This is a genomic window from Butyricimonas sp. DFI.6.44 (genome assembly GCF_022132345.1).
Lineage (GTDB): Bacteria > Bacteroidota > Bacteroidia > Bacteroidales > Marinifilaceae > Butyricimonas > Butyricimonas muris.
This window is the reverse complement of the sequence record NZ_JAKNJD010000002.1, coordinates 373913-399448: the sequence shown is the minus strand read 5'-3', so window position 1 is coordinate 399448 and position 25536 is coordinate 373913. Positions and strand designations below refer to the sequence as shown.

The 25536-nt window shown below is 44.9% G+C and carries 21 protein-coding genes and 1 tRNA gene; 5 read left to right on the top strand and 17 right to left on the bottom strand.

Features of this window, described 5'->3' with window-relative positions:
* The first annotated feature begins 1 nt into the window (after position 1).
* Together L0M98_RS05020 and L0M98_RS05015 are read left to right on the top strand one after the other, a co-directional pair.
* Complete coding sequence (locus L0M98_RS05020; protein WP_227215253.1) at positions 2-700, top strand: DUF4843 domain-containing protein; 699 nt, start codon at positions 2-4, stop codon at positions 698-700.
* 25 nt (positions 701-725) lie between these two features.
* Positions 726-2327, top strand: a complete 1602-nt coding sequence (locus L0M98_RS05015) for a PKD-like family lipoprotein (protein WP_227215252.1) — start codon at positions 726-728, stop codon at positions 2325-2327.
* 80 nt (positions 2328-2407) lie between these two features.
* Here the strand turns inward: L0M98_RS05015 and L0M98_RS05010 are convergent, their stop codons facing one another.
* The 6 genes from L0M98_RS05010 to L0M98_RS04985 form a co-directional block, all read right to left on the bottom strand.
* On the bottom strand, positions 2408-4474 hold the full coding sequence (locus L0M98_RS05010) for a cation:proton antiporter (RefSeq protein WP_099294481.1): 2067 nt from the start codon (positions 4472-4474) through the stop codon (positions 2408-2410).
* A gap of 15 nt (positions 4475-4489) precedes the next feature.
* Positions 4490-6391, bottom strand: a complete 1902-nt coding sequence (locus L0M98_RS05005) for a dipeptidyl-peptidase 3 family protein (protein WP_099292067.1) — start codon at positions 6389-6391, stop codon at positions 4490-4492.
* 2 nt (positions 6392-6393) lie between these two features.
* Positions 6394-7242: a hypothetical protein gene (locus L0M98_RS05000; RefSeq protein WP_227215251.1), complete on the bottom strand. Its 849-nt coding sequence runs from the start codon at positions 7240-7242 to the stop codon at positions 6394-6396.
* Positions 7243-7245: 3 nt separating this feature from the next.
* A complete protein-coding gene (locus L0M98_RS04995; RefSeq protein WP_099292065.1) occupies positions 7246-7920 on the bottom strand; it encodes a TrmH family RNA methyltransferase in 675 nt (224 codons plus the stop codon).
* 161 nt (positions 7921-8081) lie between these two features.
* Positions 8082-8351 (bottom strand): HU family DNA-binding protein, encoded by a 270-nt coding sequence (locus tag L0M98_RS04990; protein ID WP_099292064.1) that lies wholly within the window; start codon positions 8349-8351, stop codon positions 8082-8084.
* 147 nt (positions 8352-8498) lie between these two features.
* On the bottom strand, positions 8499-10043 hold the full coding sequence (locus L0M98_RS04985) for an NAD(P)/FAD-dependent oxidoreductase (protein WP_186975083.1): 1545 nt from the start codon (positions 10041-10043) through the stop codon (positions 8499-8501).
* 175 nt (positions 10044-10218) lie between these two features.
* Here L0M98_RS04985 and L0M98_RS04980 point away from each other — a divergent pair, with 175 nt between their 5' ends.
* A complete protein-coding gene (locus L0M98_RS04980; protein ID WP_186975082.1) occupies positions 10219-10974 on the top strand; it encodes an SDR family NAD(P)-dependent oxidoreductase in 756 nt (251 codons plus the stop codon).
* A 150-nt stretch (positions 10975-11124) separates the two neighbouring features.
* Here the strand turns inward: L0M98_RS04980 and pbpC are convergent, their stop codons facing one another.
* The 11 genes from pbpC to L0M98_RS04925 form a co-directional block, all read right to left on the bottom strand.
* A complete protein-coding gene (pbpC, locus tag L0M98_RS04975; RefSeq protein ID WP_227215250.1) occupies positions 11125-13494 on the bottom strand; it encodes a penicillin-binding protein 1C in 2370 nt (789 codons plus the stop codon).
* Between the two features lie 11 nt (positions 13495-13505).
* Entirely contained in the window at positions 13506-14462 is a 957-nt protein-coding gene (fmt, locus tag L0M98_RS04970; protein WP_099292061.1) for a methionyl-tRNA formyltransferase, read from the bottom strand.
* Positions 14455-15918: an LptF/LptG family permease gene (locus tag L0M98_RS04965; protein WP_186975081.1), complete on the bottom strand. Its 1464-nt coding sequence runs from the start codon at positions 15916-15918 to the stop codon at positions 14455-14457. The genes fmt and L0M98_RS04965 overlap by 8 nt, the downstream gene beginning before the upstream one ends.
* 212 nt (positions 15919-16130) lie before the next feature.
* Complete coding sequence (locus L0M98_RS04960; RefSeq protein WP_099292059.1) at positions 16131-16508, bottom strand: START-like domain-containing protein; 378 nt, start codon at positions 16506-16508, stop codon at positions 16131-16133.
* A gap of 133 nt (positions 16509-16641) precedes the next feature.
* On the bottom strand, positions 16642-17970 hold the full coding sequence (locus tag L0M98_RS04955; protein ID WP_099292058.1) for a YihY/virulence factor BrkB family protein: 1329 nt from the start codon (positions 17968-17970) through the stop codon (positions 16642-16644).
* A 76-nt stretch (positions 17971-18046) separates the two neighbouring features.
* Positions 18047-19327 (bottom strand): cysteate synthase, encoded by a 1281-nt coding sequence (locus L0M98_RS04950; protein WP_099294477.1) that lies wholly within the window; start codon positions 19325-19327, stop codon positions 18047-18049.
* Between the two features lie 94 nt (positions 19328-19421).
* Positions 19422-20516: a hypothetical protein gene (locus L0M98_RS04945; protein WP_227215249.1), complete on the bottom strand. Its 1095-nt coding sequence runs from the start codon at positions 20514-20516 to the stop codon at positions 19422-19424.
* Between the two features lie 137 nt (positions 20517-20653).
* Complete coding sequence (locus L0M98_RS04940; protein ID WP_237961670.1) at positions 20654-21619, bottom strand: Acg family FMN-binding oxidoreductase; 966 nt, start codon at positions 21617-21619, stop codon at positions 20654-20656.
* Complete coding sequence (locus L0M98_RS04935) at positions 21609-22232, bottom strand: TetR/AcrR family transcriptional regulator (protein WP_099292056.1); 624 nt, start codon at positions 22230-22232, stop codon at positions 21609-21611. The genes L0M98_RS04940 and L0M98_RS04935 overlap by 11 nt, the downstream gene beginning before the upstream one ends.
* A 303-nt stretch (positions 22233-22535) precedes the next feature.
* Positions 22536-22778: a helix-turn-helix domain-containing protein gene (locus L0M98_RS04930; protein WP_227215247.1), complete on the bottom strand. Its 243-nt coding sequence runs from the start codon at positions 22776-22778 to the stop codon at positions 22536-22538.
* A 483-nt stretch (positions 22779-23261) separates the two neighbouring features.
* Positions 23262-23334: transfer RNA gene (locus L0M98_RS04925), tRNA-Lys, on the bottom strand.
* A gap of 218 nt (positions 23335-23552) precedes the next feature.
* Between L0M98_RS04925 and L0M98_RS04920 the strand changes: the two genes are divergently transcribed.
* Together L0M98_RS04920 and L0M98_RS04915 are read left to right on the top strand one after the other, a co-directional pair.
* Complete coding sequence (locus tag L0M98_RS04920; RefSeq protein ID WP_227215246.1) at positions 23553-24968, top strand: S41 family peptidase; 1416 nt, start codon at positions 23553-23555, stop codon at positions 24966-24968.
* A complete protein-coding gene (locus L0M98_RS04915; protein WP_227215245.1) occupies positions 24959-25522 on the top strand; it encodes a ComEA family DNA-binding protein in 564 nt (187 codons plus the stop codon). The genes L0M98_RS04920 and L0M98_RS04915 overlap by 10 nt, the downstream gene beginning before the upstream one ends.
* Positions 25523-25536: the final 14 nt, after the last annotated feature.

Here is a 25536-nt window from a genome sequence, read left to right as displayed (position 1 = left end):
TATGAAAAAAATATTACTATTCGGTTTATTAGCATGGTTATTGAACGCTTGCAGCAAAGAAAATATCCCTTTATATGACTCACAACATTACGTGCAATTCGTGAATGATTACACGGACTCAATGGAGATATCGTTCTTCTTCTACGGTTCGGCACAACAAATAGAAATACCGTTACCCGTAAAACTCGTGGGTATGCCCTTAACCGAGGCAAAAGAAATAGTATTAAAAGCAAACAGCCAATACACGACGGCTTCATCCTCTCAATTCGCACTACCTGACAAAGCTTTGTTTAAAGCCGGACAAACAATGGACACGCTTTACATCACGTTAAAACGGGAAGGCTTGAATCAAAAAGTTCGGCTGGTTGTCGATATCGCTGACGGTACGGAAATACTTAGCGGGCAGAGCCTTTATTCCCGACAAATTATATGGTTCAGCACGGAGATATCCCGTCCGGGATGGTGGGACAGTGACGTGGAAGATGTTTTCTTGGGAAAATACTCCATACCTAAATTCCAGAAATTAATTGACGTCACGGGAACCGGTGACTGGGAAAACAAAAACTATGACGAGCGTAGAGCCCTTGCCTTGCAATTCAAACGGGAATTATTACGGTTACGTTATGCCGGAACGCCTTATCCGGACGAAGAATTGGGATTAGACGATATGTCCACGGATATCCCCGTGTTAGGTTATTAATCATCACATGAAAAGAAAGAATATTATGAGAAAATTAATGATATTATTTTTGGCATGGTTCATCTGCGGATTAAGCGCATGCGTGGACGACGACGGGAATTACAATTATTTGCCTCAAGATTTAGTGACAATAGAATTACCGGGAAGCTCAAACTCCGGCTCCTCCTGTATCGAGGGAACGGAATTTGTTCTCGAACCCAAAATTACTTGGAAGAATCCGGAAGATGAAGCCCACTTCACTTACACGTGGCTCGTTGACAAGGACACCATTTCACATGACAAGGTGTTGAAATATGTTTTCCCGGAGATCAAAGACTTTTACGTGTCATTATACCTGACAGACGAGAGGACAAATATTTCCTATAAAAACAGCGGAATGTTTATCCTCCGCGTGGAAACTCGTTATAAAACCGGATTCATGGTACTTTATAAAGAAAGTAGCGGAACGTCCCGTCTTGGATTCATAAAAGTACCCGGTAACGGTGAAACACCGGATGGATTTGAATACTGGAACGAAAAAGAATTGTACAAACAATTTCACGAGGGAGAAGACCTGGGAAGCAACCCGGTGAGATTAATTCAACATTTCTCTTCAAGTTACAGTGCGGATGATCAGGTTCTCGTTATTCAACGCGGTGGACAAGGTCCTTTAGAACTGGATGGAGTAACCCTAAAGAAAGTTATACTGACAGAACATGAATTTGTAAATGAAAAAGTTCCCGAGATATTCGAACCCGTGGATGTTTGCTACAACGAGAGAATAAACCTGTTGTTAAACAGCGACGGGAGCCTGTACAATCGCATGATTACCGTTTCGAATGCTTTTCAATCCAATGCTTATAGCAATATACCTATGAATATAGACGTGGATAACGGTGTCAGCGGTGGTAATATCACACTATTGGCACAACCGGCAAATTCCTCGATGACAAACACGATTTTAGCGTATGACGCCACACCGGAACACAAACGTTTCATTCTGGTTTCCATGGCAGGAAACAACCGTGCGGGAATGGCTGTCGTATCCTCAAGTACGGGGGAATGGCCAGAAAACTATGTACCACTGGACAATCTGGGTGATTACAATCTGATATACGCCTGTCCTTGTAAAGACGACTTGATGACCAGTTGGAACGACTCCTATTTTTACTTCATCTTAAAAGATGTAAACGGGAAACACTGGATACAATCTTGCTACATGCCGTCTTCATCTATCGGGAAATTACAAATTAACCCCGTTAGTGACATATTGAAAGAATTACCTAAAGGAGATCAGATTACCGCTAAAACAAAATTCTTATGCCACCGCTCCGGTGATTATCTGTTCTTCACAGGGGGCATAAATAACGATATACTCTATTGTTATCAAGTGAACACGAACAAAACAACCGTATTCTTCAACGCGGGAGCCACGATCACGGCTTTAAGTTTCAATGAAGGATACACGATGTTCGGTTATACCGGAATTGCTATCGGAACCGCAAACGGGAAAGTTCATTTTGTCGATGCTTCCAGAAATTCCATTATATCAGAGGGCAACCCGACTATATACAAGGAATTTGAAGGATATGGCGAAGTTGTCGATATTATCTACAAACACACGTCGGCCATGATGCAATACAATTAATTCACCTAAACATAAACACAACGAAGGGGTGACTATCATTTAGAAAGTCACCCCCATTTCTATTTATCTTGTAAATAGCACTAAACAAGATACCTGTTATCCGTTTCTCCCGCCTGAATGGGGTACACCAGCACAAAGCCGTTCATCTGGAAATACTTGCTCAAGTAATTCGGGATACGATTCATACTCGCGTGGTAAGAAATCCGATCTCTCCGGCTCATGATCACCCACAACATATCATTCTCTCTCGTTTCACGGAAAATAATCAAGAAATCGTCCCAATCGTCGAAAACGGTAAATTCCGCTTCAATCGGACGCTTTTTATAGATATCCTTCAAATATCCCAAAGTCGTTTCCGTCCCGTAAAATATAGCCTTACCTCCCGTGTTCTGGATAATATTCCAGACCTTGTTTACCCACATGGAAAAACCGACCTCTTTCTCCGCCTGTTCCGGGACAACAATCAAATGCCGTTTCACCGTGGCAATAGGCTGCATCGGACGATACACCAAAGTATTCACGTTACTCTGCCCTAATATTCCCTCGGTCATATTACCCAAAAATGAAGAAGTCGCTCTTTTTCCTTGGTGCAATCCCAACACGAGATCCGTGATCCCTTGTTCCTTTATCACGCTGATAATAGCGTTTACCACGTTCAAATCGTAGCGTAACAAATCATTTAACCTGTTATCCGTCGCGGATGCCGTCGTCACTGCCATATTCAGCACTTTCTTTGCCTGTTTGAAAGCAGCCTCATCCGACACTTTATTATTAATGACGTTCAAAGCAAATAACCCGTCCTTATTCTTTTTCGATTTAATCGCCGTACTCAAATTTACCAGTTCCGTCACATTTCTTTCGTATGACACGGGAATCAAAATACGCTCTTTATGTTCCTCCATCTCCCCGTTGTCCTCCGGTTCCTCTGCCATCGCTATATTGTGCGCCCCCTTTTGTGCGGCAAAAGAAGCCATCGTACAAGTAACCAAAATCATCAGAATCGTACCGTTCAACACGCTTTCGTTCAACAGCCGAATCGGCTCTCCCGCGGGTGTTTCTCCCAAGATCACGTTATATCCCACCATAACGGCAGCCAAAGTTGCCGCTGCCTGCGCATTACTCAACCCGAAAATCACCCGGCGTTGATCCAGTGACAAGCGAAAAGTCTTTTGTGTCAACCATGCAGCCGCGTATTTAGCAACCGTGGCAACCACAATCATAACGACTCCAACCTTTATTGTTTCTATATTCGTGAAGAAAGCCCGGTAATCAATCAACATCCCCACCCCCAACAGGAAAAAAGGAATAAAAATAGCATTCCCGACGAACTCCACCCGGTTCATCAAAGGAGAAGTCGAGGGTATCAACCGATTGAGAGCCATTCCGGCAAGGAACGCCCCGATAATGGATTCCAGTCCTGCCAGCTCCGCCAGATAAGCACCGAGGAATACCATAACCAACACAAATATATACTGTGAAATATTATCGTCACATCGTTTGAAAAACCAACGTCCGACCAAAGGAAACACGATCATCACGAAAGCGAAGAAAATAATAATTGCCGCCCCCAGCCGATACCAGAACCAATCATCCATATCCCCCACCGCCATCTCGACAATAACCGTCAACACCAACAACGACAAGGTATCCGTGATCATGGTTCCCCCCACAGTAATCCCTACGGACTTATCTTTCGTGATACCTAATTTGCTGATAATCGGGTAAGCGATCAACGTGTGCGATGCGAACATACTCGCCAGCAAAACGGATGTCAACATCGAAAAATTCAACACGTAAAGTCCCACCAATGTCCCCAATGCCATGGGAATTAAAAAGGTGTACATACCGAAAGTCAGACTCTTCCATTTGTTCTTCTTGAAATCGCCCAAATCAATCTCCAGTCCCGCCAAAAACATAATATACAGCAATCCGGCAGTCCCGGAAAGAATGATACTACTATCTCTCAATACCAGATTGAACCCGTTAGGACCAATCACGGCTCCCGCGATAATCAATCCCAACAAATGGGGAATCCTCAATTTATTCAGCAACAACGGGGCTGCCAATATAATAATCAGAATCAACAAAAACTTCAATACCGGATCGGTCAACGGTAAAGTAATATTAGCAAGTATTATTGGTATCATATACATTCTTTATAATCACATATTCCCGTATTCCAGCATCTGTGCCAAGAAATCCGTCGGATACGTTATTTCCACATCCGTGATGTTTCCTTCTTTTTCTACTAATTTATATTCAGGATTCACGAAACCGGCATACGGGGCAACATTCAACTTCCGGTAACGTTCCAAAACTTCTTGATGCAAAACGGGATCAATCCGCACACCATACCCCTCGATCAAATTCCGGGCTCCCTCGAAATCCCCTTCCGACTTCACCCGCTGAATCTCTGCCAGTAACTTACCGAATAGTTGACGTAACGCGTCATAATCCCGAATGGTGAAATAAGTCTTACCGTCACGTACCACCCGTTCGATCACGTTTGACGCTTTCCCTTTTTCATACACCCAAGACGCTATCAATTGACGGTTGCGCATGTGCGACTCTTCCAGATTATTTCCTAACTTCACTCGTGTAAGTTGCACCATCAAACCATTGCGTATATAATTGCAATACTCGCTTTTAGCCACATCCAAAGACGGGATAACCCCCAGTTCGACCAACTTCGGGTCCATGACATAATAGAGCGCGAACAAATCAGCCCTCGTTTCTTCTATCGTGGAATAATAATTCTTCAAAGCCTCTTGTCCCACCCCGGGCAACATTTTGCCGGAACCATGTCCTAGACATTCATGCAAATCCGTGTGCACGTTTCCACCCAGATAACCGTATTTCCGCACCAACTCCTTCTCCTCTTCTGAATAGGCGAACTCGTCCAGCACGCCGGAAGTCAACGAGGTTTGATTGTACGCGTACGTGATATTATCCAAAGTCACGGATTTACTCCCGTAGCGCTCCCGTATCCACTCGGCATTCGGGAGATTGATCCCGATAGGAGTTGCCGGATGACAATCCCCGCCCAACATGGCAGCCTGTACCACACGGGCAATAATCCCCACGACCTCGCTCTTTTTAAAACGTTCGTCTATCGGGGCATTCCGTTCGAACCACAAGGCATTATCCGCCAACTTACGAGTGCGTTTGCAAGCCTCTTCATCCATAATCTGTACCACAGACTCCCAACTTGCCTTGTACGCCAGAGGATCACCGTACACCTCGATAAAACCGTTTATAAAATCAACGGGGGCAGCACTTTCTTTCACCCACTCGATCGAATACCGGTCAAAAAGTGCAAGGTCGCCCGTCCGGTAATATTGTACCAACAAATCTATAATTTCCTTCTGATGCTCGTTACAAGCGTATTCAGCCGCTTTCTCCAAGTTTTCCACAACACGGGTAAGTTCTTTACTATACTTTCCCCCGACATACCACACCTCTTCCCGTAACCGCCCCTGTTCGTCACGCACAAGCGTGGAATTTAATCCCCAAGAAATCAATTCATTCTGTTTCTTTTTCTCCCGATAAAATTCCTCTACCTCCTTTTGCGTCACTCCCTCGTAATAATTATTCGCGGAAGCCTGCACGAGATCTTTTCCATCGTCAAGCACCACCCGTTTAGCCATATAGTCCGGATCAAAAATCACTCTCTCCAATTCCCCGTACATTTCCTCTTCTCCAACCGCCAACAGAAGCGATTTAAAGTATTCCGGGGTAAACTCCGGGATAAATTTCTCCATCGAATAATGATGATGAATCCCGTTAGCAAAAAACACTTTCTTGGCATACACCAGAAAATGCTGAAATTCCTGTGCTTCCAGATCTCCTTTATAATCCCGCAGGATTTTTTCCAACACCTTCCGCAAGCGAAGATTATACCTGTTATTCTGGTCCCAGAGGATGTCCCTTCCCGCCAATGCCGCACGACTCAAGTAATAAACAAACAATTTCTCCTTCAACGTCAAACTGTCGAACACGGGAACATCATAACGCAATATCTTTATATCATCAAATTGCTCCAAAAAATACTTCTTCTCATCCATTTCTACTCTGTTTTAGATTCTTCATGCCCGGCAACTTTAAACGAATCATATATTCGCCGGACAACACCCCGGGCAATATCGTCACCTTTTTTATTACTTGAAACCAACTGGTAAAGTTTCAGTCCGTCGGCATAAATCGTGATATTAAATTCATATTCCGTACCCCCTTTCACGAATGTTCCCTGCATGACAATACCAATCATGTCCCCCATCTGTGCGTACGCCTTATCATTCTTAAAATCAAATACTCCGCGCTGATTCTTTGCATCATTCAAAGCCCCCTCGGCCGCTCCTTCCAAATCAGCTTTTCCGACTTCCGGGACATATTCCGAAAACATGAACGTTAAATCCACCCCGTAACCCGAATACGAATACACATCCATCTCTTTGATTAAGGCTTGTACTTCCTCCGGCAACCGGTTACGGAGCATTGCACCGGCTGATTTCATTGCTTTCGGGGTTGTCAGTGAAACCCCACCGGCATAACTTCCCGTGTACCATTGTTGTTTCAACACCGGAACATCCGAACCCCCGAATTGTGCCTTATATGTTTTGGTAAACTCACCTACCAGCAAACCGATAAACAACACCATCAGCAAAGCCCCTATTGCCCCGGCTATAATCCCTTTCTTGTTTTTCTTTCCCGCGGGTTTTGACAAATCGCCTTTCTTCACCTGCTCTTCCGTCAAACATACCTCCCGTTGAAAATCCTCAAACGTTTTTTCCGGATGACGGACTTTCCAATCTTTAAAGTTATCCTCCAGTTTCCGGTTACACAAGCCGCAAACCACCATGTATTCCGATTTCACCTCGTTAAGATGATTGCAATGTTTACATTTCAAATAGTACATAACTTACTGATTCTGATTAAACCGTTCTAATATCTGTTTTGATGCTTTAACGGAGCGTTTATACCAAGTGAACAACACCCGTTCCCGCTCCTCTTCCGACAGATGCCAGTCGATATCCGTCTGTCGCAACCGTTGCACGACACTATACATCAATAAAGCCGCGCATACACTTACATTATAACTTTCCGTGAAACCGTACATGGGCACTTTCACAAATTCATCCGCTCTCGCCAATACCTCGTCCGACAATCCGGTCAACTCCGTTCCCATGAAAAAAGCCATTTTCCCCGCTTGCAAATCCAACTGATCTATGTATGTATCCCGCTCGTGCGGAGTCGTTGCAATAATCCGATACCCTTGCGCACGCAACGTTTCGATTGCCTCTATCGTGTTATTCTCTTTCTGCCTGTGCCGATGTATCGTCAACCAATCGGAAGCTCCCATAGAAATTTCCGAATTATCGTGAAAACTGTTCTCCCCCTCGATAATATGCACGTTCTGAATCCCGAAACAATCACAAGAACGCAAGACTGCACTGCAATTGTGTTCTTGGTATAAATCCTCCAGCACCATCGTGACATAACTCGTCCGCTCGTTCACCAATCTTGTAAATAAATCATTTTTATAGTCCGTCACGAACTCGCTCAAATACTCTACTTGTTCTCTAATCGAATGCATATAAACAGTTTATAAAGTTACAAAGTTCATAAAGTTTATAAGGTAAAAGTACAAAATTTCATGAATAATACGAACTTTATGAACCTTAAGAACTTCATAAACTTTACAAACACAAAAAAAGGGTGTCTTTCAACACCCTCTTTTTATCTTCAAAATGGTAATTATAGTTGGCCTTCCAATTCAGCACCAGGTCTAAATTTCACCACTTTCTTTGCCGGTATCTGGATAGTCTTTCCCGTTTGTGGGTTTCTTCCGCTTCTTGCACTTCTCTCAGAGATAGAGAAAGAACCGAAACCTACTAATGCTACTTTATCCCCACTTTTCAAAGATTCACCAACAGTAGCAACAAAAGCCTCTAATGCTTTTTTAGAATCTGCTTTAGTCAAACCAGCTTTTTCAGCAATTGCGTCAATTAATTGAGCCTTATTCATAATCAATAGTTTTAGGATTAGAACTAATAAATTTTCTTATATGTCGACAAATGTAGGTATTTTCTCGATTAAAGCAAATTTTTTACGAAAAAAACAAATCAAATTAATACTCGTACAGCCGCTAAGTCGCAAAATCACCCTTTTCTTTTAACAAATGACCTCGGCACACCCTTCCCCGTCCATCGCAGCGGAAACAATCCCTCCAGCATACCCCGCTCCCTCACCACACGGATACAATCCCTTTATTTGGGGATGCTCCATACCTTCCGCCTCCCGCGGAATCCTTAAAGGTGAAGACGTCCGACTCTCCACGCCTAACAGAACAGCCTCTTCCGTGATAAAACCTCTCGCCTTCTTCCCGAATTGCTCCAATCCCGTACAAAGTCGACGGTACACCACTTCCGGCAACCACTCCCCGAACAACGTGGCACGTACTCCCGGTTTATAAGATGTCCTAGGCAAATTCTCGCTCAAATGCCCCCGCAGAAAATGAGTCAATCGTTGTGCCGGAGCGTATAAATTTCGTCCGCCTTCTTCCCATGCCATTCGTTCCAAATCCTCTTGGAACTCCATTCCGGCAAACAAACCGTTATAATTCATCCCGACCAATTCCGCCTCCCCGATAGAGGTCACCATGGCGGAATTTGCCCATGCCGTGTTCCGTCCCGAAGCCGACATACCATTTACCACCTGTTGACCGGGTCCCGTGCAAGCGGGTACAACCACACCTCCCGGACACATGCAAAAGGAATAAACACCCCGACCGTCCACGTTTGTCACGAAACTATACTCCGCGGCAGGCAAGAAATCCCCTCTCCCTCGCGGATTATGATATTGAATCCGGTCAATCAAAGCCTGCGGGTGTTCCAGCCGTAATCCTACTGCAAACTCTTTCGGCTGCATCAACACGTCACGGGCATGCAGCATCCGATACACGTCACGGGCAGAATGTCCCGTCGCCAAAATCACATGCTCCGCCCGAATCTCTTGATTACCAACGACAACACCCCTCACCCGATTTTCCTCTATAATAATATCCGTCACCCGGCTGTTAAACCGTACTTCTCCCCCGTATTGCTCTATCGTTTTACGGATATTGACAATCACCTGCGGCAACTTGTCCGTACCGATGTGCGGGTGCGCGTCTATCAATATACTCTCGGAAGCCCCATGATATACCAGAATTTCCAGAATACGATTTACATTTCCCCGCTTTTTGGAACGTGTAAACAATTTCCCGTCCGAAAAAGTCCCGGCTCCGCCTTCGCCGAAACCGTAATTCGAATCCTCATCGGCAATCCCGGTTTTATACAGACTGTTCAAATCCAACTTCCGCTCTTCCACACGTTTACCTCTCTCCAACACAATCGGTCGTTTCCCCCGCTCGATCAGCCTCAACGCCGCGAACAATCCCGCCGGACCTGCCCCCACGACTACCACCGTTTCCGCTTGTGATACATCTTTGTACAACGGAACAAATTCCCTCTCTTTCTGTTCTATCCGGTCTATATGCACTCCCACTTTCAACTGTATCACAACTTGACGTTGCCGTGCATCAATAGACTTACGAAGAATCTCTATATGTTTGATTCTCTCGCTATCCACGTGCAATCTTTTCGCTAACAAATCATCGACGATTTCTTTATCATGCGCCTCTTCCGGTGTTATTCTTAATTCTATCTCTTTATACATAGTCTTATGTGGCTTCGCCACGTTGCAGGTTACAAGTTACAGGTTACAAGTTGTAAGTTACAAAATCCAAAAGTAAGAAAAATTTCAAGCCCTACCCATTTTTCACATTTCCAAATTTCCAAATTCATCAATTAACACCTACCTTCGCACAACAGATTTTTAAATAAATGTACTTATGAGCAAGATAGCATTAATCACAGGAGCAACTTCCGGTATCGGAAAAGCAACAGCCATTAAATTAGCTGAAATCGGGTATGACATCATCATCACCGGACGTCGGGGTGACCGTTTAACCGCTTTTGAAAACGAATTAAAAGCTAAAGGAACCCGTGTACTGGCACTTCAATTTGACGTCCGCAATCAACAAGAAGTTCACGATGCCATTTCCGGTCTGCCGGATACGTGGAAAAATATAGATGTACTCTTGAACAATGCCGGACTTGCCGTGGGTACTTCTCCTATTCAAGACGGTATTCTGGATGATTGGGAACGCATGATCGACACGAACGTGAAAGGCTTACTCTACATCACACGCGAAGTCGCTCCCTTGATGATTAAAAATAATAAAGGACACATCGTAAATATAGCCTCTGTCGCCGGTAAAGAAGTATATCCCGGCGGAAATGTTTATTGCGCCACCAAACACGCAGTGGACGCCCTTTCCAAAGCCATGCGGATTGACATGCTGAAACACAACATCAAAGTAACCAACATCGCCCCCGGCATGGTAGAAACCGAATTCTCCGTTGTTCGTTACAAGGGTGACCAACAAGCTGCCGATAATGTTTACAAAGGGATCATCCCGCTCACGGGAGAAGACATCGCCGACACCATCGTCTTTGCCGTCACCCGTCCCGCGCATATTTGCCTGAACGACATCCAAATCATGCCTACCGCCCAAGCAAGTTCCAGAGATGTGAATAGACAATAATGGAGTCGAAAGTTCATAAGGTTTATAAAGTTCATAAGGTTCATTGACCCTGCGGGCGCTTTGTTGATGACAGCAAAGCTGTCAATGAATGCTGTCCAAAGGACACCCGTAACTTTATGAACCATATAAACTTTATGAACTTTACAAACCTTACTTTTCTCCATCCACCACCACAAAACTCTGTCGTAGCGTATTCCCCTTGGCATCCACTAAATGCAGAACATGCCGTCCCGGCGCAACATTCACCTCTAATTGGTGATGATAACGGGTTGTTCCCAAAAATTGATTGTCAATATGCCAATAAACCACTGTCGACGGCTCCCGGTGAGCCATTTCAAATACAACCCCTCTCACGATACCCCCTAAATCTTTAGGAATAAACACTCTTAATCCCCGTTGAGGATAAATCATTTCCATCACGTCATCCTGTCCCCGTTGGCAATCCGCACGATAAGGCGGCAATTTCTTGTAATCCGCATGCGTGCGGGCATAATACCACTCCTGCACGGGCGATAACACGAACCAAGGCTCTATCTTCATCTGATTGACGGACTCGCATTCCGAATCGATGCGATACTTCCCCGCCAAATCCAAATTTACCAAACGATGATAAGGACAAACGGCAGTCTTCTCTCCCGCACGGGCTATCCACACGGTATCCGTTTCCGGGCAAATATCGGAAGCCCGATAGCCACTCTTCCGGCACACGGTCATTTCCACCATTTCTTCCCTCGGCATATAAAAACGTTCATCCGTTCGCAACAGGGATGCCACTTCAAACAATATCGGTGCGGCAGCTCTCACCCCGATCAGTCCGGGACGCCCTTCGCCGTCCGCATTACCAACCCACACCCCAACCACGTACTCCGGGTTCACCCCGACCGCCCAAGCATCCCGAAAACCGAAACTCGTTCCCGTCTTCCAAGACAAATTCATTGAAGATGCAAAATTCTTCCACCCCGACTCTAAATCCGGTCGTTCCACGTCCTGTAATGCCTTGAGAGTAAGCCAAACCGCCGAAGCCGTTACCACATTTTGCCTAATAACCGTACTATCTGTCACCTCGTCCCCCCATACCCGCAGACGCCTAAATTCGTGGTCAAAACCAGCCCCGTCACATTCCGAATAATGCCTCAGAATAGAAGCCATCCCCCCGTACATATTACACAAATCCCACAACTTACATTCCGCCCCGCCCAAAATAAGGCTCAACCCGTAATTCTCGGCCTTACGATCCAAGGTGGTTATTCCCATCTTTTTCAAATCATCATAAAAATGCTCCACCCCGTACTCCCGCAGCAAACGAACGAACGGAATATTCAAAGACATGGACAATGCTTTCCCCGCGGGTACAATCCCTTGAAAATCTTTATTAAAATTAGAGGGGGTATAACTCCCGAAACGGGAAGGCACATCCGACACGATTGTCCCCGGCAGGATGTAACCGGATTGCTGCATCAAAGCATACAACGCCGGTTTCAAAATACTACCGGAACTTCGGTTAGAAGTAATAATATCCACTTGATTGCCCCCGTTTTCCCTCACTTTCGGACTATTCCCCACGTATGCCCGCACTTCCCCGGTCGGGATATGTGCCACCAACACGGCAGCGTTATAAATATGATTATGCCTCAATACCTCTATATGCCTCGCCACGATCTCGTTCACCCTAGCCTGCAATCGCGAGTCTATAAAAGTAGAACTGATCTGTCCTCTCCTTTGCCCGTAAGCCTTCGCCAACAAATGCGGGGTTATACACTCCGGGCTGTACACCTGTTCGGGCAAAGGTTCCGCTATGGCAACCGTCAGATCATCTTCACCGAAATACCCCGTTTCGTGAAGCTCCCGCAATAACTTATCCCTTTTCGCCTTCAGTTCCGGCATATTCTTCCCCGGATACATTAACGCGGGAGCATTCGGCAATACCGCCAAAAGAGCCGCTTCCGCCCAACTCAATTCATCCGGTTGACGATTGAAATACTTGAGTGCCGCCGTCTGTATCCCCACGATATTCCCCCCGAAAGGAGCATGATCGGCGTACATATTCAAAATCTCCCATTTATTGTAACTTTGTTCCAACCGAAGCGCGAGGAACATTTCCAGAATCTTCTCCGGAATCGTTCTAGGCGGGTTCTCTCTGGAAAGGCGTACCACCTGCATCGTCAAAGTACTCCCCCCGCTTACCACCGAACCGCTTCGCACGTTCAGCCATAAGGCACGTGCCACAGCCAAAGGGTCAACCCCCTCGTGCGTGAAAAATCGTTTATCCTCAAAACAAAGTAAGGCTGCCACGTACTTTCCCGACAGACGCCCCCGACCGGATACCCGAAACTGCCCGTCCCCGGCAACAGTCATTCCCATGATCTCACCCTCACGGTCAAGAATCACGGTTGAATAAGGAACCCGAAATAAAGGGGCGGGCAAGAAATACCACCATCCCAAGACAAAAGCGAGTAACACGCACCCCCCTATGCACCTTCGGAGCATCGGTCTTCGCATCTTATCCCGCCCGATATGCATACGCGATTATATTACAAGGTATACTCTCCGATATGGAAGCCTCGCAAAAACTCTTCCGTTCCCATCCGCTTCTTACCGGATAACTGCAATTCTTTCACCCGGATAATTCCCCCGTTCACGAGGATATCCAAACTCTTTTTCCCGTCAGACACCAATACAACTTCCTTACCATGCTTTTCCGGAATCCGTTCGGCTACAAATATCTTCAACGAGATACATTCTCCCGTAGTCTTGTGCTTCAATTCCGTCCACGCGGTCGGGAACGGCGACAACCCGCGGATATGGTTATATATCGTATCCAGCTCCCGCTGCCAATCTATCTTCATATCCTCCTTGAAAATCTTGGGAGCATGTTTCGGCTCACGTCCCGACAACAACCCAATCTGATCCTGCAAAGGATACTCCCCCTCTGCCATAGCCTCCACGGTCTTTACCAACAAATCCGCCCCGACAGTCATCAATTGATCATGCAACTCTCCGGCAGTCATGGTATCGCTGATATCCACCCGCTGTTGAAAAATCAGATTTCCCGTATCTATCTCGTGTTTTAAAAGAAAAGTAGTCACTCCGCTATATTTCTCCCCGTTTATCACCGCCCAATTGATCGGTGCGGCCCCACGGTAATCGGGTAACAAAGAAGCATGTAAATTAACCGTACCCAAGGGCGGCATATTCCAAACCACTTCCGGCAACATCTTGAACGCCACCACCAACTGCAAATCCGCCTCAAATGCTTTTAACTCCGCCAGAAATCGCTCGTCACGGAAACGTTCCGGTTGCAACACGGGCAATCCCCGCTCCACGGCAAATTTCTTCACTGCGGACTCCTGCAACTTTTGCCCTCTCCCCGCAGGCTTATCCGGATTCGTCACGACAGCCACGATATTTTGTCCTGCCTCCAATAACTTCTGCAAAGGATACACCGCGAAATCCGGCGTTCCCATGTACACGATTCTCAATTTACGCATCCTTTTTCTTCTTTTTAAAGAATCCGACAATCTTCTTGATAAAATTCATGTAAGACTCACTGCTCATTATAGCCGAATCGGTCATCGCCGTGTAGGTCAATATAGCCCCCAACGGCAAAAGAATCACGGAAGAAATCCACATTCCCTGCCACGGCTCCAATGCTCCCTCGCGTGCCGCACGCTCTCCCATCATCCATATAATGTAATACATGATAAACAAGAATATCGACACAACCACGGGTGCCCCCAGACCTCCTTTTCGGATAATACCTCCCAAAGGCGCACCGATAAAGAAGAAAATAAAACAAGCGAACGAAAGCGTGAACTTCCGGTGCCACTCGATATTGTACCTGCGGATACTCGCCTCGTCCCTAGAATTTACCTGCAAATCCCATCTATGCTTTTCCTGCGCACTCTTGGCAAACTTCAAAGCTGCATCCACGGCACTCTTCTGCTCCTGTATGTCAAAATTCTGATACAAACTATCCAAATCCCTCGCTTCCCCTCTCGTTTCCTCCACGAACACACTATCCCGTTGTGGATTCCGTTCTTTCTTTATCAGATAATTATCACTCAACATACCTTTGATTGTTCCTTTTTTCTGTCCGCTCAATCGTTTCTGCAAAGAATCAACGGCATTCTCCAACTGAACGATATTCAACATCCCGTAACTATCCTTGAACAGATCATCATCCGAACGTTGCAATTGATTATCAGCCAACGGGATCACGAAAAACTGTTTATCGAATTTCACCCTCCGGAAAGGATATGTATCCTTATTCCCCGACTTTCCGCCCTCGTCCGTGTAAGTAAAACCGTTATACAACTGCACTTCCATAAACAGTCCGGACTTATCGGCTTCCATTATCCCGGAATCGGCTATCGTCGTTTCAAAGTTTCCCCTTCTGGTGTTTTTCGGGTGACTGTAAATCAGCATGTCATACATCATCCCCGTCTTCTTGTCTATCTTATCCACCTTAATACTATACCCCTCGATATCATTAATAAACACCCCTTCTTTCAACGACAATTCCGGTTTCTGTTTCTTGATATCATAAAGCAAGGTACTGGCTTTCAGATTCGCGTAAGGAAGCACGTTATTGGAAAAGAAGAAAGCCGCAATCGTGAACAGGATAATTAAAAAAATCAACGGTTGCATGATCCGGTATAAAGAAATACCCGCCGCCTTCAATGCCGTCAACTCGTAATTCTCTCCCAGACTCCCGAAAGTCATGATAGAGGCCAAAAGCACCGCCAGAGGCAATCCCATCGGAACCAAGGTCAAAGCCACGTAAGACAACAAATGTATAATCACGTCACCATCCAATCCTTTCCCCACGAGATCGTCAATGTATCGCCACAAAAATTGCATAATCAAGACGAACATACTAATAAAAAACGTCGCCACGAAAGGACCTACAAAGCTTTTCAGCATATACAGGTGTAGTTTCTTCATCTTTAGCACCTTATATTATTTTTTCTATTTTTCTATCTAACTCTTCACGAATGAATTTACAAAGATAGGAAAAAGTTTATAAGGTTTATAAAGTTCGTAAAGTTTATAAGGTCAATAATTCAATTGACAGCTTTACTGTCATAAACAAAGCGCCCGCAGGGTCTATGAACTTTATAAACCTTATAAACTTTCAACCCGACGTGCTTCGCACGTCATCCCCCCACCGTCCGATGAAGCATCTCGACTTGTTTATTCCACAACTCGATTTCGTCCGCTTCCTCGTCATCATCCACAAAGTCCGTGATAATCAGAGCGACCTCTTCCGTTAAAGGTTCCACGTGCAGAGAAAATTCGAAAAACTCCTCTTCATCGTCCGCGTCCAGCCACTTGAAACGCACGAATGAATTTTTCTTCATATCCACAAGCTCGGCTTGCTCATCAACACCATCCCACACGAATGTGAAGATATTTCCGGCATGTTTCACATCATCGGAAAACCACTCCGCTAACCCCGGCGCGGTACTTAGACGAGAGAACAATATACTTACCGATGATGAGAAAATGTACTCTAAATCGATTCTTTTCCTCATACTTCATTCTATTTGTTCGACAATATATGAAAGTTTTACGGAATATGCAAAAAAATGCTACGTTCCGACCCGTCTTTTTTATCAAGAATCATAGATTGTCCCTACAAATCTGCATGTTACAACTATTTTATTTTCACACCAGAGAATCCCCGGCAAATCCCTTTTGAATAGCTTCCGAAAATTGTTTTTTCCATGCTTCGTTCCTACTCTCGTGGACACGCGAAAAACGAATAATAATATCCCCGACAGACATCGAGTGCAGGTCAAAAGCCGGGTAATAAAAATAATCTTCCTCTTCTTTCGCTTCCACCAACAAATGCAAATCCACCAATTCTTGAAGCACCAGACGCAACTTTCCCGTGTTAATTTTCAATTCCTTGTTAATCATCCCCAGACTGGGACCGCCGTCACCGTTAATATACACCCGTGCCACGTACTTCATGATTTTCAAAGCACATTCCAGCGTTTCCATCCACGCCTCGTCCCCCAGCAACTCATTCCTGTACATGAAATGACGATTGCGAAAAATATAACACAACTCCGTCCCCCACAACACGACACTCCAACTTAACTGCAACCACACCAACAACAACGGCAACGCCGCCAAACTACCATAAATCGCGTTATAAGAACTCACCCCTATCTGGAAACGGATATAAAACCATTGTATCACTTGATACACTGTCCCCGCGATCATCGCCGCCACAAAAGCATGCTTGAACTTGACCGGGGTAGCCGGCATAAACATATACAGGAAAATAAACAACATCCACACCAACAGATAAGGCAACAACTTGATAAACATCGTCAACACGGAACTGATCAAAGGAAAATTATCCTGCCAATAAGAAGAGGTCAGAAAAACATTCACACTACTGATCAAGATCATCAGAATAGGGGCAATAAAAATAATCGAGAAATAATCCGTGAACATCCGCCTTAAATTGCGTCCCTTGCGTACTCCCCAGATCCGGTTCATTGTCAACTCCGTACTATTCAGCACCCGAATAACCGCCCAAAGCAAAATGACAATTCCCACACCGGTCACCACTCCGCCTTTCGCGTTCTGTATAGCCCCGTTCACGTATCCCAACAACTGTTGCGCGAACTCCTGATTATCCCCCAGACGTTTCAAAAACTCATCTTCAAGCGATTTATTCGCCCCGAAACCGGTTGCAATAGCGAACGCCAACGCCATCAAAGGTATAAATGCCAACACGGAATAAAACGTGAGAGCCGAAGCCGAAATCGTACACGCGTCCTTTACAAAACGATTGAGCGAAACGACAAGGATAGACAAGGATTTTTGTAAAAACTCCGTGATAATAAAACGGTTCCCGTAATCCCGGCGCAATACCATATAATGATAATCCAAATCCAATAAACAATCCGTGCGGCGGGCAAACTCTTGCCGATACCGCCGGAATAAGTCCATAACCTTATGTTCCTTGAATACATTCATAATCTCACATTCAAACCCCAAAGATACAAAAAAGGCTTGTTTAACACAAGCCTTTTAGTTTATAAGGTTCTACCCCCTACCGTCCTATCAACTCCCGGACTTGTTTCTTTACCATTTCCGGGTCGGGATTCACGGGGAATACCAAATGGGGCTTCTGTTGCACGGGCTTGAATTCCTTCCTGTAACGCCCGATACCACCACCCGTGATATTCAGCATAATCACGGCATCTTCCTCAACCCGCTGTTCCTTTACCGCTTGCATCAAAGTAGCCGTAGCAACCCCGGCGGCAGGTTCTATATCAATACCTTCCAATTTCTCGAACAACTCCTGCGCCTTCATGGCTTCCTCGTTCGTTGCCAACATCACGTCCCCCCCCGTCGCTTTCAACGCGTCGTAAAGTCCTCCGGTCAAAGAATAAGGCGGTTTACGGTTTGACAACACCTTGGCACACATCTCCTTCACTTCCTCGCGCGCCGTATTCTCGTCCAGTTCCACCAATGCTCTGGAATTTGCTTTCCACGAATCATATATCAACGTGAAAGGAATATTCTGAGAAACAATCAATTTCATCAAATTCGAGCCGTAGCGTCCGTCCGCGATAAAACGCTTGTTAGCTTCCCACGCGGCAATAGCACCCGTTCCGCTTCCCACGGCTTGGAAATAGTAATCCGGGATACGACCAATCTCCTGCACAGCCGACAACACCGTCGTTCCCATCCCGTCACGACGGGCCACGTTCTTGGCTCCTCCCTCCGGAAAAAAATACTCCATCTCACAAATAATATTGGAAAGATGTATCGCATCAAAATAATCACACCCGGCTCCCGCGCAAACCAACTTCACGCAATCATTCCAAGGCTCATCAGCCCAAATTGCATTTAAATTATCTTCCGGTATACACAACAACAACGGAATCCCATTCTCAGAGCATACTCTACCGAAAGCCCTCGCAGTGTTTCCGGCAGAAGCAACTACCATGATCTTATCGCTGTTCCTGTTAATACGGGCACACACGGCATACGCCTCGCATTCCTTAAACGAACCCGTCTTCATCAAAGCACCCCGCTCCGGCCAATAACCGTTGAACGTGATGTACAAATTCGACAATCCCAAATATTCCGCCAGCCCCTCGCTCTTGTAAGTCACGGGCGCACCCGAACCTTCCAGCGTCCGGCAAATCGGTAACCAATTAGCATACTTGTATATACCGGGCAAATCATTTCTCACTTCAAATTGACGATTCGCGTAATTAGCAAAAATCAAAGCCGCACCATCTTTATGGGGGCAGTCCAACTCCCATTGCCCGTCCTCGAAAGATGTTCCACAGCACGATGATTCTAAATGATAACGTGTCATATCTTCACTCCTTGAATTGTACATTTCTTCAGTACAAAAGTAAAGCATTCCGAACACCCGCGATAGGGTATAAATACCACTTTTTATTTTAGATTTAAGATTTTAAATTCTCCACGTATTCCGGCACCGTCAACCGGAATATATCCCGCTCCGTCACGCGGCTGCCGAAAAAATTCTTGTACCGTTCGGCTTCCGCCTCCACGCTGGAACTATGGGGATAAAGCACCACTTGAATTTCAGCATCCGGGCGAATCATCCGGGCTAACAACTGCCGGATCTCGAAATCGGCAGAAGGCAACGAGTAGCCGATAAACACGATACGCTTCGCCTCCGACAGTTCTATCGCCGCATTCTGCCATACCAACTTGATTTGTATATTACTCAAATTCTTCAAATAGGTCGGCAACAAAAGATTACTCTGCAATTTAATCGAACTGATATCCGGCATCCCGTAATTCTTCCGGCAATGCCGGCAATACGCCGCCTTCATAATAGCAATCTCCTCCCCGAAACGCACGTACATACGCTGGCACAAAGGACATTGGAACCAATTCATAGAACCATGCAACTTCAATAACTTGATATTATACCCGCCGTATCCCACGGCAAGCAATCCCGGTTTAATCGTGTCGTCGTTCGCGTCCCACGAACTCACGTAACAACAGTAATCCACCACGCTCAACTTCTCCGGGTGCGTATTCTCGATCGCCCGCTTCAAAGCATGATCGAACAACACGTCCCAATTCGTGGTAATCACCGACACCCGGTCTTCCCCGTCCTCCATGCGACGTCGGGCAATCCCGTTGATATACTCCGCGAACTCGTCGACATAATCACTGCACGCTTCGTTTTTCTTGAAACTATAATTTACCGCGGCACCCATCAGCGCGTTAAACTCCTCCCGCAACTCCACAAGCGCCCGGGAACTGTAACGCCCGATAGAAAGTCCGTCCCAGATACAACGGTCGATAGGCGTGAACACGTCCTCCAGTTGCACCTTACAATAATGATCCTTGTAAATATGTAACTCCTCCTTCAAAAAACCGATAAAACTATCTCTCGCCCGAATCAACCGTTCATCATCCCGCGTAAAATTCTCGTCGAGAATAGTATCAATGATCTCACTCTGAACCAGACCACCTGCCTCTTTCGAAAACCCCGAACCCAAAAAATAAACCGTTTTATTCATATGATCGCATTCTAGTTAGCCTACACAAAAATAACATTTATTCCGTGTATCTTTATGACATTCCGGTTAAATTCACAACTCAAAACTCTATTCCCACCTTCAAGGATATCCCGTCATGATAAAACCTCTCTTTAAATTCAGCCGTGACATACCAACAACTCCCCCACGTTCTTGCGCGGAGAATAAGGCACGGGCTTCGCGTACCCTATCCTGAGAATCAGCGTCGGATACTCCCTGTTTATCGGAAGCAAATCCCGCATTTCCGCGGCTAAAGCATACACTTCACACGGCTGGTTCAGATATGCACAAGCGACACCCGCTTCTGTCGTTTTCAGCAAAAAACGCTGTAACGTTCGTCCCAAACCTATCCACTCCATGAACGTGTTGCTCCGGGTAGTAAACAGAATCAAATGAGAGGACGATTTTATTTTCTCCCCGTCTGTCTTATTCTGCACCGCCGCCTTCAAAAAACAACGGACTATCGGCTTCGCCATCATCCTTGGCAGAGGCGGATTACCGAAGACCTTGTAACTCAATCCGTCGTTAGTCCCGTTAATCTGTTTCGCGTTAAAACGCATCCAAGAAAGCAACTCTCTTTTAAACGCCTTGTCATTCATCTGTACCTCATTACCTTTAATAATATACCCTGTCAAGCTATCGGCAAATGCAGAACCGACAGGCGTCGAATACAACCGGATATTATCCTCCACGGGAAGCGATTCAAACAATCCAAGCACCTCTCCCGACAACTTTCTGCCGTCATAAATACTCCGATTCGTTTGCCGTTTCTCTATCTGATAGAATAAATGCTCCTTGGCGACATCTTCATCCTTCACGCACCGGATTTCTATTCCTTCCGGGTTACATCCGACGACACGAGCCTTGTAACCGAAATGACGGGCAGAGATTAGCAGATTTTCCAACGCGCATCCCAAACTGATAAACAATTCCCTGTTATCAGCATCGACCACAGGCAGGGCAACTTCAAACTTCGGCAAAATAACCATTCCGTCACCCGCGAGCGCAAACCTCCAAGGCTGTGTATTATGTCCCGACGGAGCCTTGGAAGCATATTCAATCATGCTCAGAAAATCAGCGTTCATCACCACCATTTTCAAAATACTTATCCACGAGCGCATCTATTCCTTGACCGATTTGCTCCCAACCGGAATCCTGATTAATGGCAATCCCGTTAAACACCGGGCAGAACTCCTCCAACATCACCAAGTAAGTAATGGAAGCCGTCAGCATCGACGCCATCACCTCTATTTCCTTACGCGGGTAATCGGTCAGTTCACACACCTTCTCTATCAAGTTCACCCCGATCTTTTCCCGCTGTTCCCTCAACTTCACGATCATATCATTACCCGAAGAGAGTTCCCAACGGTAAAGCCTCTTCAACGTGGGATTACTCCGCAATTGTTCGATTTGTCCCCGGAACATTTTTTTCAAGAATCCCGGCAATTGCTCCCGGTCAAGAACCTCGACAGGAAAATTTATCCAAAAATCATGCTGCCGTATATAGGCAGCCATAAGTCCGTCCACCGAACCGAAATAACGATATATCAATATCTTGGAAACACCGGATTGAGCGGCAACAGCATTAACGCCTATCTTCTCGAACCCGTTCTCGATAACCATCTTTTCAATCGTGTCAAGCAAACGTCGTTCCGTCGCCTCCCGATCCCTCTCTCCAAAACTATTTTTTTCTTTCATACATCAATATGTTACCATTCGGAAACAAAAGTATGTTACTTATCGGAAACATACAAGCATATCGACAAATATTTTATTCGATCCCCCTAGATTCCCAAGGTAATCCCACCATACTCCTACCTCTACGGGGTTACAAACTCCTTCTAAAACCCTTACAGCACTATTAACAAAAGGCGAAATAACGGAGTTCAATCCGGTTTGGAAGTAAGTTGAGGTAGGATTACCATAGGATTACCTTGGAATCACGCTAGGATATACCATTATAAATAGTCACCTAACTCGATCACCTGAACCTAAAAACATCTATTCGTTTGAAAATTCGGATATTGGAATATCCTTCAAGAAATCGCTCAATGAAATTTCAAAATAATCACAAATCGCTTTTAAGGTAGACACGGTAATATTAAATTTTGCAAGTTCTATCCGAGAAACATTAATATCCGTCGCAATCAAAAAATCAATTTGCGATATACCTTTCTTATCTCGAAGTTCCTTTATTCTTCGGGCTATCTCCTTCAATAATATCTCATCCCTACGCTTTTTCATGCCCTAAAGAAATAAATCAGCAAACAAAAATTCACCAACTTCTATGTTGGTGTACGAATAATTTATTATCTTTGTAGCACAGTTTTCGTTAAATACCACACATCGAAAATAAATTTTCTTCTAAAAGCATTTAACGGGACTGTTTAAAACCGTGATTTAAAGGGAAAGCCGCAGTGATGTACCTTTCAACCAACCTTTATCTCGCAATAACGGGAACCTTGAGGGTGTTTCTTCTGACAAGTTGGCACCCTCATTTTTTTATATACAATATCAAAAAATCCCCTTCCCTACCCTTAGTCCCCCCTTTCTCCCGACTAAGAACACAGCAACATCGTAGCAAGATGCCCACTGGTACATACTTTTGGGGACACTATCGGACACTATCCACCATCATCTTTTCACGTGAGCCACTATTCTCGTGTTACTATTGTGATACAAATATAAAAAAAGGCTCTCTAAACGATTGTTTTAGAAAGCCTTCCGTGATCCAACTGGGACTCGAACCCAGGACCCCAACATTAAAAGTGTTGTGCTCTACCAGCTGAGCTATTGAATCCTTCAATTGTATTTCTCAATTGCGGATGCAAAGGTATACCTTTTTAGTTTTCTCACAAATTTATTTTCCATTATTTTCTCAGTTTTTTATCTAAACAGAGGTAAAGGATTCATTTTAATTTGTTTAGAGCGGGAATAATTTTATTTTATAATTAATCCTTGGAAGTCTCGTTAATTTTCACGAAATTTAGCAACTCACAACTTTAAACTATACCTAATATGAACGGCGTAAGAAAAATCATGTATTTATTCGCATTATTATCAGTATTTATCGCTTGTCAAGACGATGATGATAATGACAAACTCACGAAAGAAGAAGAACTAACTCTACGGGCTAATCAATTCATTCACGACAACATGTCGATGTTTTACCTTTGGAACAAAGAAATGCCTGCCATTGATCCGCAAAAAGAAAAAGATCCGATTGAATATTTCGAGAAATTACTGTCATCGAAAGACTCTGCCTCCATTATCACGGACGACGCGCAAGGGCTCATGGAATCCCTTACCAACACGGGGGAAACATTCGGTTATGACTTAGCTTACTTCGGTATTGCTGACAACAAATACTGTGCGGTTATTAAATACGTATACCCTAACACTCCCGCCGCAACTGCAAATTTAAAAAGAGGAGATCTTATCGTCAAAATCAATTCCGCTTATATCACAAAAGATAATGCTGACGAATTAAACCAAAACGGAACAATTCAACTTACCAAAGCTAAATTAGAAGGTAATTATCTCATTGAAACGAACGCAGTTACGCTAACTTCAAAGAAAATGGAAACAGATCCTGTACTCATTCGCAAGGTTATCGAAAAAGGAAACCACAAAATCGGCTACCTCATGTACACGGACTTCGCCTCTTCTTTTAACAATAGTCTGGAAGACGCTTTTAATTACTTCAAAACAGAAGGAATCACGGATCTCGTTCTTGACCTCCGGTATAACCACGGGGGTGACGATGCAGCATCTGCCCTGATGTGCAGTGCTATCGCTCCGCCGGATAAAGCGATTGAAGGAGAACTTTTATCATATGAAAAATGGAACTCCGAATGTCAAAAAGCCTTTGAAAGTGATTCCCGATTCGATACACAACTCCACCGTTATTTCAAAAAAGTAGATTGTAATTTGAATTTACCCAACAAACGAGTTTATATACTCACTACCAGAGAAACTATCTCGGCATCCGAATACACAGCAATCTGTCTGGAACCGTTTATGAAAGTCATCCGAATCGGACAAAAAACATATGGCAAGTTTACCACAATGGCATTAATGCAACCCACGAAAGAAGACACTAACGGCAAAATTGTGGCAGATGAAGAACTCTCGAATTGGCTAATGGCACCAATCGTTTCAAGATACACGAATGTCGACGGGTATCCCTCGGACGCAGTGAAAGGATTAGAACCCAACTATAAAGTGGAAGACCAACTCTTACCCCCGGCCTCGACACTAGGTGCGGAAAATGAACCCTTGTTGGCAAAAGCGATAGCCATAATCACGGGAGAAAACAAGTTAAGCCCGAGAAGTGCCTTGCAATCGACACCGGATTTCAAACAAATACACAGAACGTTTAATGATATCAGAAGCAATCGTATCATTATAAAGAACAACAAACTATGCCCTTAAGGAGATCGGAAAAAAGAGGAATTATATTCTTGGGTATCATGATACTTGCCCTTTTCGTCCTGCCCCAAGCAAGCCGAAAACCGGAGTGCGGGTTATTCCTGCTCGCGAGTCCGGAAACACCCGACACGACAACAGCCTCCATCCCGTCCGCCCAAAAACATCTCCCCTCCTCGATTGAATTAAACACGGCGGACAGTTCCATGCTGGTAAAAATAAAGGGAATCGGTCCCTACTATGCCGCAAAAATCATTCGCTACCGGGAGCAACTCGGGGGCTTCCGTTCCGTCACTCAACTCAAAGAAATTAAATTCCAATACCTTGATATAGATACCCTTCTCTCCCGCTTTACGGCAAACCCAGACCTGATCAAGCAAAGAAACCTTGACACAATGGACTTCAAAACCGTACTGAAACATCCCTACCTCGCCTACGAAGACGTGCAACTCATTTTCAATGCCAAACGGAAATTCGGTAAAATCAACTTCTCGATTTTAAACTCGGAAAAAATTTTACCGTTATATAAACTGCAAAAAATAAAACCTTACTTCAAATAATTTGTATAACTTTG